At 52.2% G+C, this 14,434-nt stretch carries 13 protein-coding genes; 5 read left to right on the top strand and 8 right to left on the bottom strand.

Features of this window, described 5'->3' with window-relative positions; all coding sequences use genetic code 11:
* Positions 1–25: 25 nt before the first annotated feature.
* The 3 genes from HMPREF3168_RS04740 to HMPREF3168_RS04730 form a co-directional block, all read right to left on the bottom strand.
* A complete protein-coding gene (locus HMPREF3168_RS04740; protein WP_002877895.1) occupies positions 26–643 on the bottom strand; it encodes a glycerol-3-phosphate acyltransferase in 618 nt (205 codons plus the stop codon).
* 2 nt (positions 644–645) lie between these two features.
* Positions 646–1,929, bottom strand: a complete 1,284-nt coding sequence (locus tag HMPREF3168_RS04735) for an LCP family glycopolymer transferase (RefSeq protein ID WP_003614497.1) — start codon at positions 1,927–1,929, stop codon at positions 646–648.
* 251 nt (positions 1,930–2,180) lie between these two features.
* The gene (locus tag HMPREF3168_RS04730) at positions 2,181–2,870 is read right to left on the bottom strand and encodes a 2,3-diphosphoglycerate-dependent phosphoglycerate mutase (protein WP_002877893.1); all 690 of its coding nucleotides are present in this window, start codon (positions 2,868–2,870) and stop codon (positions 2,181–2,183) included.
* 163 nt (positions 2,871–3,033) lie between these two features.
* Between HMPREF3168_RS04730 and HMPREF3168_RS04725 the strand changes: the two genes are divergently transcribed.
* Complete coding sequence (locus HMPREF3168_RS04725) at positions 3,034–3,783, top strand: hypothetical protein (RefSeq protein WP_070488710.1); 750 nt, start codon at positions 3,034–3,036, stop codon at positions 3,781–3,783.
* 45 nt (positions 3,784–3,828) lie between these two features.
* Positions 3,829–4,794 carry a Gfo/Idh/MocA family protein gene (locus tag HMPREF3168_RS04720; protein ID WP_070488707.1) on the top strand — a complete coding sequence of 322 codons (966 nt, stop codon included), beginning with the start codon at positions 3,829–3,831 and terminating at the stop codon, positions 4,792–4,794.
* A gap of 102 nt (positions 4,795–4,896) precedes the next feature.
* On the opposite strand, the gene HMPREF3168_RS04715 is transcribed toward HMPREF3168_RS04720, so the two are convergent.
* The 5 genes from HMPREF3168_RS04715 to HMPREF3168_RS04695 all read right to left on the bottom strand — a co-directional run bounded on the left by HMPREF3168_RS04715 (position 4,897) and on the right by HMPREF3168_RS04695 (position 10,386).
* Entirely contained in the window at positions 4,897–6,735 is a 1,839-nt protein-coding gene (locus HMPREF3168_RS04715; protein WP_070488704.1) for a monovalent cation:proton antiporter family protein, read from the bottom strand.
* A gap of 111 nt (positions 6,736–6,846) precedes the next feature.
* Positions 6,847–8,385, bottom strand: a complete 1,539-nt coding sequence (locus HMPREF3168_RS04710) for an SLAP domain-containing protein (protein ID WP_003614472.1) — start codon at positions 8,383–8,385, stop codon at positions 6,847–6,849.
* 20 nt (positions 8,386–8,405) lie between these two features.
* Entirely contained in the window at positions 8,406–9,611 is a 1,206-nt protein-coding gene (locus tag HMPREF3168_RS04705) for a glucosaminidase domain-containing protein (RefSeq protein WP_070488701.1), read from the bottom strand.
* Between the two features lie 269 nt (positions 9,612–9,880).
* The gene (locus tag HMPREF3168_RS04700; RefSeq protein ID WP_003614496.1) at positions 9,881–10,117 is read right to left on the bottom strand and encodes a DUF2922 domain-containing protein; all 237 of its coding nucleotides are present in this window, start codon (positions 10,115–10,117) and stop codon (positions 9,881–9,883) included.
* A 59-nt stretch (positions 10,118–10,176) separates the two neighbouring features.
* Entirely contained in the window at positions 10,177–10,386 is a 210-nt protein-coding gene (locus tag HMPREF3168_RS04695) for a DUF1659 domain-containing protein (RefSeq protein ID WP_002877879.1), read from the bottom strand.
* Positions 10,387–10,599: 213 nt separating this feature from the next.
* Between HMPREF3168_RS04695 and HMPREF3168_RS04690 the strand changes: the two genes are divergently transcribed.
* The 3 genes from HMPREF3168_RS04690 to HMPREF3168_RS04680 all read left to right on the top strand — a co-directional run bounded on the left by HMPREF3168_RS04690 (position 10,600) and on the right by HMPREF3168_RS04680 (position 14,248).
* On the top strand, positions 10,600–11,547 hold the full coding sequence (locus HMPREF3168_RS04690; RefSeq protein ID WP_003614492.1) for a YfgM family protein: 948 nt from the start codon (positions 10,600–10,602) through the stop codon (positions 11,545–11,547).
* Positions 11,548–11,663: 116 nt separating this feature from the next.
* On the top strand, positions 11,664–12,077 hold the full coding sequence (locus HMPREF3168_RS04685; protein ID WP_003614494.1) for a hypothetical protein: 414 nt from the start codon (positions 11,664–11,666) through the stop codon (positions 12,075–12,077).
* A 149-nt stretch (positions 12,078–12,226) separates the two neighbouring features.
* Positions 12,227–14,248 (top strand): KUP/HAK/KT family potassium transporter, encoded by a 2,022-nt coding sequence (locus HMPREF3168_RS04680; protein ID WP_070488699.1) that lies wholly within the window; start codon positions 12,227–12,229, stop codon positions 14,246–14,248.
* The last annotated feature ends 186 nt before the right edge of the window (positions 14,249–14,434 follow it).

Raw genomic sequence — 14,434 nt, 5'->3', positions numbered from 1 at the left:
TTTTTCTTAAAAAAAGACCAAGAAATTATTTCAATATTCCCAACTTCTTCTTGATCGTATATAAAATATCGACCCGCTTGCCATGGCCCGTGAAAAAGTCCCGTATATCGTAGCGGAACTTGAAGGCCATGACTGCCGTCATGATCAAGAAGACCAGGCCAGGTTCAAGCGACTTGGTCAGCTGGTAAATACTGAAAGACAGCATGAAAACCAAAGGCGGGATAGTCAGGTTCTGCATGATTGCGGTCAAGACCAAGGCTATTAAAAGAGTAATAAGCCCCGCCCGCCAGTCGTAGAGAACCGTAACCATGGCCGTCACGGCCACCGCCTTGCCCCCTTTAAAGTGGTTAAAGACCGGGAAGCAGTGGCCTAAGACCACGCCCAGGCCCGTATAAGCCGTAAGCAAGTGCTGGTGGTAGATGGCATAGACCAGACAAATGGCCAGCAGGGTCTTAAGCAAGTCGCCGATGCAGGTCAGAATCCCCGCCTTCTTGCCGAAAACCGCCCCCATGTTGGCCGTGCCCGGGTTGCCTGACCCGTACTTGGTCGGATCCTTGTGCAGGTAGTACTTGCCCACGAACATGGCGCTGATAAAGTTGCCAAACAAATAGCCGATAATTACTGCCAAAAATTTGCTAAGCACCTTTAATAGCCCCCTGAAAACGGATTGGTATTGTAGTTGTAATTATAACTGTAGCTATAAGTCGTATCGTAATTTGTGCTGCCAGAATAAGCAGTATTGCCAGAGTAATCTGTACTGCTGGAAGTCTGGCTGCTGGATTTAGCGCTGGAGCTGGACTTTGAACTTTTCTTGCCGCTCTTGACGCTGTCAGCCGTCGTGCCCGGATCATAGATCGTGTAGTTCTGGGTCTCACCGCTGCCAAACTTAAAGCCGGCAGTCTCGTTTAAGGTATTCAGCTCGGTTTCCCGGTTGGAGACGGTCGCCGTCTTCAAGCCCAGCAGCTTTCTGATCTTGTTGGAAATCCGCTGCAGTTCACTGGTTGGCGCGATTTGGTAGGCCGCGTCGTTAACATAAGCACTGTAGCCGTGCAGGTAGTCGCTGTCGCTGGAAGAAGTGCAGTCTGAGTAGTTGGCCAAGATCGACTTCAAAGCCTGGAAGCTTAAGTTGGTCTTCACGTTTGATGACAGGTTATTGGCGATCTTGCTGAAGTTCGTCAGTGAGTCTGCCGTGGCCAGCTTCTGGACCAGCTTGGTGATGACTTCTCTTTGCCGCTTTTGCCGGCCGTAGTCACCCTGCGGGTCATCATAGCGCATCCGGCTGTAAGCCAGAGCCGCCTGCCCGTTTAAGTGCTGGCGGACCCGCTTCTTGAAAGGAAAGCCGCTGTAGGTAAAGGTCAGAGGCGGCGTCACGTAAATACCGCCGACATAATCGACCAGCTTCATCAGCCCGCCCATGTTGACCAAGGCGTAGTACTTGACCGGAATGTTCAAGAGGTTAGAGACAGTCTTCATGGCCATCTTGGCTCCGCCGATCGAATAGGCCGCGTTGATCTTCTGCACGTCGTTTGAATCATCGCCAACCATGTCAGCCATGGTGTCCCGCGGAATCGAGATCATCGTGTAGTTCTTCTTCTTCGGATTGACCACGACGACGATGATCGTGTCAGTATTGCCGCGCTTTTCCGTTCTGTCCAAGGCCCCGGTGTCGGTCCCTAAGAGCATGACGGCAAAAGGCTTCTTGCCGTTGAATTCGCCATAGGTCGTCTTAACCGCGTTTTCTGAGTCATAAGCCTTGTTGGCCGCCTGCTCAGCCGTTTTGTACAAATGGGCGGCATACAGGCCCACTCCGGCCGCAATGGCGCAGACAACCGCCAAAATGCCGATGATCCAGTTGCGGATCTGCTTATGCTTGCGCTTTCTGGCATGCTGCCTGGTCTCAGGAATGCCCAGCTTGTCTTCTTTCTTCATAAATTGATACCTACTTAAAAAATGACATTAGTCTGTATTATAGCAAAAAAGCACCACCAACTTTTGCCTGCGGCCTTTTCTTATTGAAATTGTAAAAAACAGTCAAAGCGGGCGCGCGATATTTTCCCGTAAGTATCCCTGTGCACAACTTTCCTATCTAAGCTATCATCTTAGCAAGCCATCTGTCAATCCTTAATCAGTCCAACAAAAAAAGCGAAGCCGGAGCTTCGCTTTAATTAGGGAAAGAGGACTTAGTCCAGCTTTTCCTTGCTTACAACGTTCAACTTGTCGTCGAAAGTGTAAACGACTGGTTCACCAGTCTTCATTTCAACATCCATGATGTCTTCGTCAGAGATGTTTTCGATGTACTTAGTCAAGGCACGCAGTGAGTTACCATGAGCAGCGATGATCACGTTCTTGCCAGCCAAAAGGTCTGGAGCAATGTGGTCTTCCCAGAATGGCATAACTCTGTCCAGAGTAACCTTCAGGTTTTCTGCCTTAGGAACGATGTGTGGGTCCAAGTTTGCGTAACGACGGTCGTTAGCTTGGCTGAATTCTGAGTCGTCAGCCAAAACTGGTGGCAAAACGTCGTATGAACGACGCCAAATGTGAACTTGTTCGTCGCCGTACTTTTCAGCAGTTTCAGCCTTGTTCAAGCCTTGCAAAGCGCCGTAGTGACGTTCGTTCAGTCTCCAGGACTTAGTTTCTGGAACCCAGAGTTGGCCGCTTTCTTCCAAAGCAAAGTGCAAAGTCTTGATCGCACGGGTCAAAACTGAAGTGTAAGCTTGATCAAATTCCAAGCCGGCTTCCTTGATCAAACGACCAGCCTTCTTAGCTTCTTCAACACCCTTGTCTGACAAGTTAACGTCAACCCAACCAGTGAATTGGTTTGAAAGGTTCCATTCACTTTGACCGTGACGAATTAAAACTAATTTAGACATTAAAAAATCTCCTTTAGCAAATTAAACGTTTCACTAACTATTATACGGCCTCTCGCGGCCTTTTCAAAGTCCTAAAGGCAAAAAAAGCACTTTTTCTGACTGGAATCGCTAACAATTAGTCAGTAATTTGTTAGAATTGAAGAATAAGGATGTGATTCATACTATGCCGTCAAAGAAAAAGAAAATTCACCTGCTCACCCTTCTGGCCCTGGCCAGCCTCTTTTTAGCAGCCTGCGCCAAGCCCAGCCCCCAGAGCCTGGTCAAAAAGGCCCAGCAGAGCAAGATTGCTAACTTCCAGCTGAAGATCGACGAACATTATTACACGGGAAATAAACCAGTCCGTTTTTACGGCCAGATCAACTACCAGCGGTCTCCCTTCGTCATGCAGGCGGACTTAACCCAGAGCGGGGACCAGAACGTCAAGATGTGGGTGGGCCAGCACTATGCCTACGTCAAATACTATAAAGACCAGCAGGAAGCCTGGTACAAGGCCAAGCTCAGCCAGTTCACGACCATCTCCCACTTCCAGCAGCTGGTCAAGGACATGGACACCCTGACCCTCAGCCAAAAGAGCGCCAAGCTTTTTTCCGTCAGCCGGACAAAAAATGGCTGGCGGCTCAGCTACACGGGCAAGAGCCAGCGCCTCTGGCAAGAGATCACGGAAACCAACGGCCTGGCCAGCCTGTCTAGCGACAGCCAAATGGCCAAGGCTAAGCTCCAGCAGATCAAGATGACCATCGACTTCAGCCAGAAAAAGCAGCTGACCGGCCTGGCCATCTATGCCAAGTACAAGGTCAAGGGGCAAACCAGCTCAACCAAGCTGGCCATGCTCAAGGTCAACCAGCAGAAAAAGCTGGCCATCCCCAAGACGGTCAGCAAAAATTCCGTCGACGTCAGCCGGCTGAATAAATAGAAAACAGAAAATACAAAATGTAAGGTACAAATAAGGAGGCAAAAAATGCAACTCGGTATTATCGGCAGCGGCAAGATCGTTAGAGACTTCCTCACTGCCCTTCCCCTGCCCGGCTTAAAATTAGCTGCTATCGCCACGACCAAGCGGTCAGCAGCCACCGGCCAGGAACTGGCTGACCAATACGGCATCAGCCGGGTCTACGACGACTACCTGGAAATGCTCAAAGACGACCAAGTTGACACGGTTTACGTGGCCACCCCTTCCTCCATGCACTACCAAATGTGCCTGGACTCTTTGGCAGCCGGCAAGAACGTGATCTGTGAAAAGCCCTTCGTCCTCACGGCTGAAGAAGCCTTAGAGCTCAAGCAGCTGGCCGACCAGAAGGGCTGCCTCATTACCGAGGCCATCACCAACCGCTACCTGCCAGCCTTTAAGTCCTTGGCCAGTGACTTGCAGCTTTTAGGCCCGGTTCACGTGGTCAGCCTCAACTACACCCAGTACTCTTCCCGCTACGACCGCTTCCTGGCCGGCGACATCGCCCCGGCCTTCAACCCCCGTCTGGGCGGCGGAGCCCTCTTGGACTTGAACGTCTACAACATCCACTTAGCCGTCAGCCTATTTGGGGCGCCTTTGGACGTCCACTACTTCCCTAACCTGCAAAAGGGCGTCGACACTTCCGGCGTTTTAGTCCTGGCTTATGACGACAAACAGGCCAGCTTGACCGCGGCCAAGGACTCCCAGGCCTTTACCCACAACCCCTCTCTCATCGCCGGGGAAAAAGGGGCGATCAGCTTTATTGGCAGCCCGGGTGACATCAGAAGCTACCGGCTGGAAACGGCAGACGGGCAGACCGCCAAGAACTTTGACCCAGACCTGCACCGGATGATCCCGGAATTCACTGAATTCATCCGGATCTTTGACCAAAAGGACAAAACCGCTGCTGACCGGGCCTTTGCCCACAGCCTGCAGGTCATCGCCGTCCTGGAAGCAGCCAGGGACTACATGCCTTAAGGAAAAAGCAAAACAGAAAAATAAAGAATTAAAGAACTAGGGAAATAAACAAGAAAAATCGCTTTGCCGGCTGGCAGAGCGCTTTTTTGATATAGTCGTTTTCTATTCCCGGCTCAAAAGCTGGTGAATCCGGTCGGCTTCCCGCCAAGGGCCGCTGTAGATCAGTTCGTCGCCCGGCTCGATCACGGTTGACCCGTGCGGGGAAATCCACTTGTCCCCCCGCCGGATCCGGGAAACGGTGATCTGGTCGACGAAGTCCCAGTCCATCAGCTGGCGGCCGGTGTAGGCCGAGTTTCTGACCACCACGTCGTACAGGGCATTGTTGGTGTCCGTGATGATCCGGTAGACGGCTGGTGATTCAATCAAGGCCCGGAGCATGGCCCCATGCAGGTTGTTGAAGGCAAAAAGCTCGATGCCTTCCTCTCTGAGCTGGTCGACCGTATCAGCCACGACCTTGCCCTGGCTGACGATGACCCGCTTGACTCCGGCCTGCTTGGCTGCCCGGCCCACTTCCAAATTGGCCTGGTCGTCAGTGAAGGTGGCCACGAAGATATCGGTGTCAAAGGCCCCGGCTGCTTCTAAAGTATCCAGCTTCCGGTCAGGCAAAAGCTTCAAATTCTTTACCTTGCTCTTGTAGGTGTCGTATTTTTCCTTCCGGCAGGTCAGAACCTGAACTGAATACCAGGAGTCGTGCAGGTCCTGGTAGACGGTCATGGTCACGGCATTGAGGCCGAAGATCACGACCTTTTCCTTGATCTTGTCTTCCGGCGTCAAGGCAAAAGTTGAGTTGAAGACGATCGGGCAGGCGATGCAGACGATGACCGCCGCCAAAATGAAGGCACTGGACTGAGTCGCCGTGATGGCGTTCAGCTTCCGGGCTACCTGCAAGGTCGGCAGAACGATCGTGATCGTCGTTGCCGTTAAGAAGCCCCCGGCAAAAGCATTCCGCTTGTTAAAGGCCCGCATGTAGGTCAAAGTAACCGGCAGCTTGGCTAAGAAGAAGCAGATGACCAAAACCGGCAGCAGCATCAAGGCTTGCGGGTTGGCGAAGAGCAGCTTCAAGTTGAGGTTGACCCCGGTCCGGATGAAGAAGATCGGGATAAAGAAGCCGTAGCCGATGGAAGTCAGCTTGTCCTTGGTCGCCTGGGTTGGCTCCAGCAGCTTCATGACCACCCCGGCCAAAAAGGCCCCCAGGATGTTTTCCGCCCCAACCTGCTCTGCCACCGTCACCAGGGCAAAAATCAGGAAGAAGGCCAGGCGGACGTCCAACTGGGTTGTGGCCTTGGTCACCTTGGCAAACCACAGGTAAGGCCGCTTAAAGCGGCGCAGAAGAATAATCGCGGCCACAAACAAGAGGATGATCAGCCAGAGCTTGCGGGCATCCCCGCCGTTAACGGTGGAATAGATGGTCAAAAGCAGCAAGGGAATAACTTCCCCCATGACCGCCGTCAGCAAGATCGTCTGCCCGATCGGCCGGCCCAGGATTTCTTTTTCCTTTAAGGTAGCGATGACCACGCCTAAGGCCACGGTCATAAAGATGATCGAAGCCAGGGCCACGTCGTTAAAGAGACCCAGGGCCTTCATCCCCAAAGCCAGCAAAACTGAGGCCACCGCTACCCCGCCAAAGGCGAAGGCAGCCACGACCATGGGCTTGACCTGCTTGCCGCTCTCTGACTTCCGGGCTCGGCTGTGCTTTTTCGGGCTCAGCAAGTCAAAATCGATTTCCATCCCTGACAAAAACATCAAGACGATGACCCCCAGGTTGGACAAAAAAGTCAGCTGGGAAGTCTGGGTAATCAGGTTCAAACAGCTCTTGCCCATCAAGATCCCGACGATGATCTCGGCCACGGCGGTCGGCACCGTGGTCACCCGCAAGCGGGCCATGACGATCGGAATCACCAGGGCCAAGAAGACCGTTAAAAACAGTGATAGTCCTTCCATGCTAAAAAGTATCTCCTCACTAATTACAGTTTTTCTAATTATACAATAAGCCCGCAAATCAGTAAGAAAAAACGGACCTGGGCCAGGCCCAAATCCGTTTCTTGTCTTCAATTAAAAGTTGCCAGCCTTGAGGTACAGGGCGGTCTGGCCGGAGAAGCCGACCATGTAGTAGTACTTGCCAGCCAGCTTGACCCGGCTGCCGTAAGTAGTAACCGTGCTGCCCTTCAGGCGCTTGGCTTCACTCCAGTTCCGGGTCCCCTTGACCGTGTATACGTAAGCATTGTGCTTCAAAGGCCGGCTGGTCCCGTCGATATTGCCAGCCTTGACATACTTGCCGTTAGCGTACTTGTAGTACTTGGCCTTGCCAATCGTTACAGCTGACCCGTAGACCTTGAGGTATTGCCCAGCCTTCAGCATGCTGTCTGGCAACTTTTTGCCGGCAGCGCTGTAACTGTAAGAATTCCGCATCAAGCGCTTGCTCGTGCTGACTTCCACTGGCTTAGGCTGGAAATTGACTGCCTTGACATACTTGGCCACGTTATTGCTGGTAAAGCCAGTCATGTAGTAGGCCTTGCCCTTGATCTTAACCTGGCTGCCGTAGGTCGTGACCTTGCTCCCCTTTAAGAGCTTAGCTGTGGACCATTCCCGGCTGCCGGAAATAGTGTAGGTCCAGGAATTGCCAGTCAAAGTCCGGCTGGTCCCATCAATGTTGCCACTCTTGACATACTTGCCATCAGCGTACTTGTAGTACTTAGAGCTGCCGATCGTTACGGCTGAACCGTAGACCTTCAGGGAAGACCCGGCCTTCAAAGCCTTGACAGCCAGCTTCTTGCCATAAGCATCGTAGCTGTAAGAGTTCCGCATCAGCTTAACCGTCTTGGTTGAAACTGGCTGGGTAGCTGGCGCTTGGCTGGAGCTGCTTGAACCGCTGTTGCTGCTAGTTCCCAGCTTGTTGTAGTAGTAAGTGATTAAGCTGTAGAAGTCGCTCATGGAGTAGCCCCATTTGGCAAAGTAGCTGTCCGGGTCCCCGTGGTCGGTCCCGCCCAGGTACTGAGAAACTTCATTGTGGGACCAAATAGTACCTGTCCCGCTCTTGCTTGCCCGGGAAGGAGTCAAATTGTATTGGTGCAAAAGGCTGGCGATATAGTAGGCATCGTTGGCCACGCTCTGCACGAACTGGGACCGGGTTGAAACTTCACAGAGTTCAATCTGGATGTAGCGGACGTTGGCAATTGGGCCTGCCCCCCAGGTACCATAGTCAGTTGACATCAGCTGGATGGTCTGGTTGTTGTCGACCACGGCGTGAACATAGGTGTAGGCCGTCATCCAGTTGTTGTTGAAATAGCGGCCTTCATCCCAGGCCGTGGCACCTGGGGTCGCCGTTTCGTGCACGACCACCCCTTCAGGCTTGCCAACCCCATTGCGGTAGCCAAAACGGCTGCCGTACTTGTTGCCATTAGCCACGCTGTTGAATTGGTTGTAAGTCAGCCCCGCGGCTTTAAGCAGGGTCTCCAGGGACTTGGTACCGCTGTAAGTCTTGGTCTTGGCTTCACTGTTGATTGAGGCCTCCGCGGCCTTCCCTTGACTGAAAACAAACGTCAGGCCAAGGCTGGCCACGGCTGCTACCGTCAAAATTTTGTTAAATCTCATTCAGTTTCTTCCCTGTCTTTTTAAAAGTTGCCCTTCTTGACATACTGGTTAAGGCCAACGATGTAGTACTGCTTGTGCTTGATCTTCACGCTGCCGCCATAAACGGTGTGGCTGCTGCCCTTGAGCCACTTGCTCTTGCCAACCCGCTTACCTTTGCTGTTGTAAAGGTAGGCATTGTGCTTAAGCTTGCGGGGGGAGCCGTCAAAGTTGCTGGCCTTGATAAACTGGTCAGCGCTGGCTGAGTTAATCCGGTAGTACTTGGCCCCATTGATCGTGACTGACCCGTAAGTCATCATGCTCTTGCCAGCTTTCACGCTCTTGACGCTGCTCTTAGCCCCGGTACTGGTGTAAATTGCGGCTGAGTGCATCAAGATCTTCATCTGTCCGGAAACAGTCGCGCTGGTGTCCGCGCTTGGTGCTTGGGAGCTGCCAGTGTTTAAGTCTTCCCCGTTGATCCAGCCCAAGCCCTTGAGGTACATCCGCTTCTTGCCGTTGTAGTAAGTGTAGGTCTTGGTAACCGTTACGGTTTGGCCGGCAGTCACGTAAGACTTCTTTGGTGAAACAGAGTGGTCAGTCGGGTAGAGGTAGGTTGCCCCGGACTTGGCTACCTTGGCCGTGTAATTAGTGCCGGAGTAAACCGGGTCATACTTGGTCAAGTTGTAGCTCGTGATATGGTTGATCAGCTTAGACGCGTAATTCTTGTCAGTCGCGTAGCCGGCAGCCTTGATGGCTTTAGCGGCAGCTGAAGCGCTTGAGGCATTTTCCAGCCAGGTCTTGCTGTAGCGCAAGCTGCCGTAATTGCCCAGGGTCGTCCGCATCTTCAAGCCGTAGTCATCAAAAGATGCCTGGTAGCTGCTGTACTTTCTGAAGGCAGCCGTGATGTAGTAAGTCTTGCCCTTTGAGTCCTGTTCAGCCGTCTTGACGTTATAGGTTGCCCCGGTCCAAGTGTTTGCTGCCTTCATCCCAAAGAAGTTGTTGGCCTGGGTAGACAGAGTTGAAGTCCCCCAGCCAGATTCCAAGGTGGACTGGGCCAGAATCAAAGAGGCGTAGACGCCGTACTTCTTGGACGTCTTCTGCGCCTGCGGGCTGACCTTGCTTAAAAAGGCATCGCTGGTAGCTGATGCCTCAACTGCCTGATTTGAGAGAAACATGTTGTTGGTCACTGGAACGGCGACGGAAGTCAGCATCGCTGCGGTAGCAAGTCCAGTCAAAAATCTTCTCTTCATTAATTTCCTCCTAATAATTCAATCGTAACCTCTATTTTATGCGCTCAGCGCTCTAGTTACAATCGAACGCGCATTCTGTAAAGTAAAAGTAACAATTTTCTTAAGCAATTACAATTTTTATAGGAAAAAACTGCTTTTCCCCCTTTCCAAGCTAAGAAAGAAAATACCAAAAGGCGGGGGCAAAGCTGCATAAAACATAAAAAGAAAAGAGGCGGCCAGGCCGCCTCTTGGGTATAAATTTTGCATCCGGCTAAAGCGGCCAGATCTGTCTAATGATTACTATCGTCAAACACACCCGTAACAGTACGTTCAATATAGTTTGCAGCCAGCGGCTCAGCATAGAGGACCTCCCCTTCCTTGACGAACACGCCCTCGCCGGCGATGGCAGCCGCGGCCTCCCGGACCACGTCCGCGCTCAAGCCCTTGACCGCGTATGGCAGGTTCAGGCTCTTCTTTTTGCCGGCACTGGACTTAAAGGTTAATTGCAATTCGGTAGTCGTAGTCATGATTTTTTCTCCTGTTTCTTACTCAAAAATTCTTTATCTGAAGTTTCCGCGTCAAAGAGTTAGGCCAAGGTCAAATTGTGCTTTTGGACCAGGGTCAAGGCAGCCAGTTCATCGCCTTGCAGCTTGCTGATGGCCTGGCCCACCTTGACCAGGCTTTCCGGGCTGGCATCCAGCTTGACGTTTTGCAGGCTGCGCTGCATCTGCCCCTTGTCATACTTTTCGGCCTTGAAGGTGTATTGAATGCTTTGGTCAGCTAAAGTGAAGTTCATTTTTTCTCTCCTGTTTCTGTAAAAAATCAATCTTGCCACGAAGCAACGGGCTTCGCTCCGGCCGGCCCCGGCGCCTTGGGCCTGCACTGATACTAACGTTTCAAGAAGCAAATGTCGGCCACTTTTTGTTAAGGAACAATTACAAGTTGGACTGGCTGCCTAAAGCAGGTGGCTGATCTGGTATAATTGGGAAGATTAACGAGGAGGTTATTTATGAAAAAATCGACTATCTGGTCCATCGTTGTGGTGGCCGTACTCGCCTTGGGCGGGGCTGGCGCCTACTTCTACTCCAGCCAGCAAAAGCAGAGCCAGGAGCAAACGGCAAGTTCCAGCTACTCCAGCCACATGCAGGCCGGCAAAGAGGCCGTAAAAGCCAAGAAGTACAGCCAGGCCGCTGACGAATTTGACCAGGCCTACCAGGCTAAGGCAACTGCCCAAGCCAAAAACTACCAGGCCCAGGCCGAAAACCTGGCCGACTCCGTGAAACTGGCCAAGACGACCGTCAAGTACGCCAGCGCCTTGAACCTGGCCCAAAAGGCCCAGGAGCAAAATGGCGGCTACAGTGTCATGACCAGCCAGGCCAAAAAGCTGGTTAAACAGCTCAAGGCCGTCAAGGACAACTACGACAGTGAAATCAAGCCGCTCTTAAACAAGGCAGCCAAGGCCATGGAAGACGGCGACTACGACAGCGCCGTTTCCACCTACAGCAGCATCTTAGACCTGCCTTACATCAACGGGGCTTACTACGCCAAGGTCCGGTCTAACGTCAAGGACCTGCTCAAGGAAGCCAAGAGCAAGCAGGAAGACTCCAGCTCCAGTTCTGAAAGCTCCAGCTCATCCTCCTCAGACTCTTCCAGCAAGTCCAGCAGCAAGGAATCCAGTTCCAGCTCATCTTCTGCCGCTTCCAGCTCAGCCAGCTCTTCCAGCAACCAGGCTGAAGGGTCCGGGACCAGCAACAATGACAAGGTCGGCGGCAGCACCGTGACCAGCCGGGACGTCCAGCAGATCCGCACCCAGCTTGACAACCTGGGCGAAAGCACGGCCGGCTGGAGCCCGCAGGACCTGATCAACCTGTTCAACTACGCCTACCAGCAGGGCCACACCACCATCGACTCCATCACCAAGGATGACGTCGAGGGCTACCTAAAGTCGGGCAAATAAGAAATAATTCAGCGCCAGGCCTTGATTTATGGGGGCCTGGCGCTTGCTTTCTAGCCTTAAAGCCGTTAAAATTACTATTGACTTTATAGACTTTTATTTAAAAAGGAGCTACAACTTTGGCAGAAGAAGAAAAGAAAATCCGCAGCAATGAAGACATGTTCAAGATCGTGATGCCTGAACCAGAACGCGTAACCATGCCAGCACGCGAAGTTGCCGACCAGCCGGCTTACCTGGTCAACTTCGCCAACTTCTACGTTTCTTCTTTCGAACGCGACGACCTGGAAATCATCAGTGAATTTGACGAAGACCACAACATGGTCAACATCAACCACTACCTCCTGCTCAACCAGCCATTCTCCCGCAAGAACCTGGTCAAGCATGTGCTGATCGATCACGCCCACAATTTCCAAGCCATCCTCGACAAGATGACCGCAGAAACCGGCGTTGACCCGGAAGCGATGACTACTTACGAAGACTGGAGCAACTGGTACGAAGGCGTTCGCGCGAAGATTGAAAGCAGTTTGTCCTAAAGGGCTTGAAACTTTACTCCAAATATAAGAAAATTACAGTAAAGAGAATGTCTCCTGGCATTCTTTTTTTACTTGTTAAATCTAAGCAAAAGCTTTACAGTTATTTTTGTGTATCACAAACTTTTTAGTTTGAGGAGTATATAAGTGCTATGGAAGTAGAAAATAAACTCAATCGCACGACGGCCGCCGGCCTCTTGATCGCGATTGGGATTGTCTACGGCGACATCGGGACCAGTCCCCTGTATGTCATGAAATCCGTAATCGACGGCAACGGCGGGCTCAATACGGTCAGCCGGGACTTGATCATCGGAACCATTTCCGCGGTCCTGTGGACCGTGACCATGCTCACGACGGTGCAGAACGTGATTATCGCCCTGAAGGCAACCAACCACGGCGAAGGTGGTATCTTCGCCCTTTACACCTTGATCAGACATAAGGCTGCCTGGCTGGTCTGTCCAGCCCTGATCGGCGGGGCCGCTATCCTGGCCGACGGGACTCTGACCCCGGCCGTGACGGTTACCACTGCCATTGAAGGGCTGAAGGGGCTGGAATTCGGCAAGGGCAACGTCCCGGTCAGCACCCAGACCACGGTCCTGGTCATTACTATTATTATTTTGCTAGTGCTTTTCTCCATCCAGCGGATGGGGACCAGCATCATCGGAAAGGCTTTCGGTCCAGTCATGCTTGTCTGGTTCGCCTTCCTGGGCGTCATGGGCTTGATCAACATCGGCGGCAACTGGTGGATCCTGCAGGCCTTGAACCCTTACTACGCGATCAAATTGCTCTTTAGTCCTTACAACAAGGCGGGCTTAGCGATCTTAGGGTCCATCTTCCTGGCCACCACGGGGGCTGAAGCCCTTTACGCCGACGTCGGCCACGTCGGCAAGGGGAACATCATCGGCTCCTGGCCATTTGTTTTCGTCTGCCTCTCCCTGAACTATTTAGGGCAAGGGGTTTGGATCTTAAACAACACCAACCTGCACTCAGCCACTGAAATCAACCCCTTCTACGCCATGATTCCGGAAAACATCCGGCTGGCGTCAATCGTTCTGGCTACCCTGGCAGCGATCATCGCTTCCCAGGCCCTGATCAGCGGATCCTTTACCCTGGTGGCGGAATCAATCAACCTGAAGTTCCTGCCGCGGATGAACATCCTCTACCCATCTGATGAAAGAGGGCAGATTTACATTCCGGCCATCAACAAGATGCTGGGCATTACCACCATCGCCCTGGTTCTCTTCTTCAGAACCTCAGCCCACATGGAAGCAGCCTACGGCCTGGCCATCACCATTACCATGCTGATGACCACCATCCTGCGCTATGAATGGATGGTGCTCAAGCAGGGCCACAACCTGGCCAACCTGATCTTCGTGATCTTCTTCAGTACTATCAACATCCTCTTCATGGGGTCCAGTCTGAGCAAGTTCACCCACGGCGGTTACGTATCACTGTTGATCACCCTCTTGATCGTTTCCGTCATGGTCGTTTGGTACTTCGGCAACAAGGTCCGGGACCAAAACGAAGCCGGCAATGCCTATGTCCGCTTGGATGAATACACGGACATGCTGACCGACCTCAGCCACGACGACAACTACCCGACCTACGCTGACAACCTGGTTTACATGGCCAACGTCAAGTACAACAAGTTCATCAAGCGGGAAGTCCTCTACTCAATCCTGGACAAGCGGCCTAAGCGGGCCCGGGCTTACTGGTTCGTCACGGTCAACGTGACCAACGAGCCGTTTACCGCTGAATACGCGGTCAACACTTTTGGCACCAAGAACGTGATCAACATCCAGCTCTACCTTGGTTTCAAGAAGCAGACTAGCGTCAACGTCTACCTGCGCCAGATCGTCCACGACTTGATCAAGGACAACACGATCGAGGCCCAGCCGCAGGAATACACGACTACTCCTGGCCGGGACGTCGGCGACTTCAAGTTCGTCATCGTCAACGACGTCATCTCACCTTCGACCACCCTGTCTTCTTACAAGAAGTGGCTGGTCAAGGCCCGCGTCCAGCTGCAGAACCTGTCACCTAACCCGGCTCAATGGTTCGGCCTAGAATTCGCGGACACGGTCATCGAACGCGTGCCTTTGATCCTTGGTAAGCAAGAGCCTGCAAGAATCAAGCGGGTTGCTCCGGTTGACTACAGCAAGACACCTTGCTAGACAAGAAGCAAAAGGACAAAAAGAAGTAATTAGCAAATAAAGAAACGGCAAGCGATTGAATACTTGCCGTTTTTGCTTTTAGAAAGTCTTAAATACTCTAGAAAATTACAAACTTTTTTTCATTGAAGCAAAGCAGATTGATCACAGCTTTTTTACAAAGGGTATCTTGCAGTAGGCGATTTCAAT

The sequence above is a fragment of the Lactobacillus sp. HMSC08B12 genome (genome assembly GCF_001808415.1).
In the GTDB taxonomy this organism is placed as follows: Bacteria; Bacillota; Bacilli; order Lactobacillales; family Lactobacillaceae; genus Lactobacillus; species Lactobacillus delbrueckii.
This window is presented reverse-complemented; position numbering and strand designations above follow the sequence as displayed.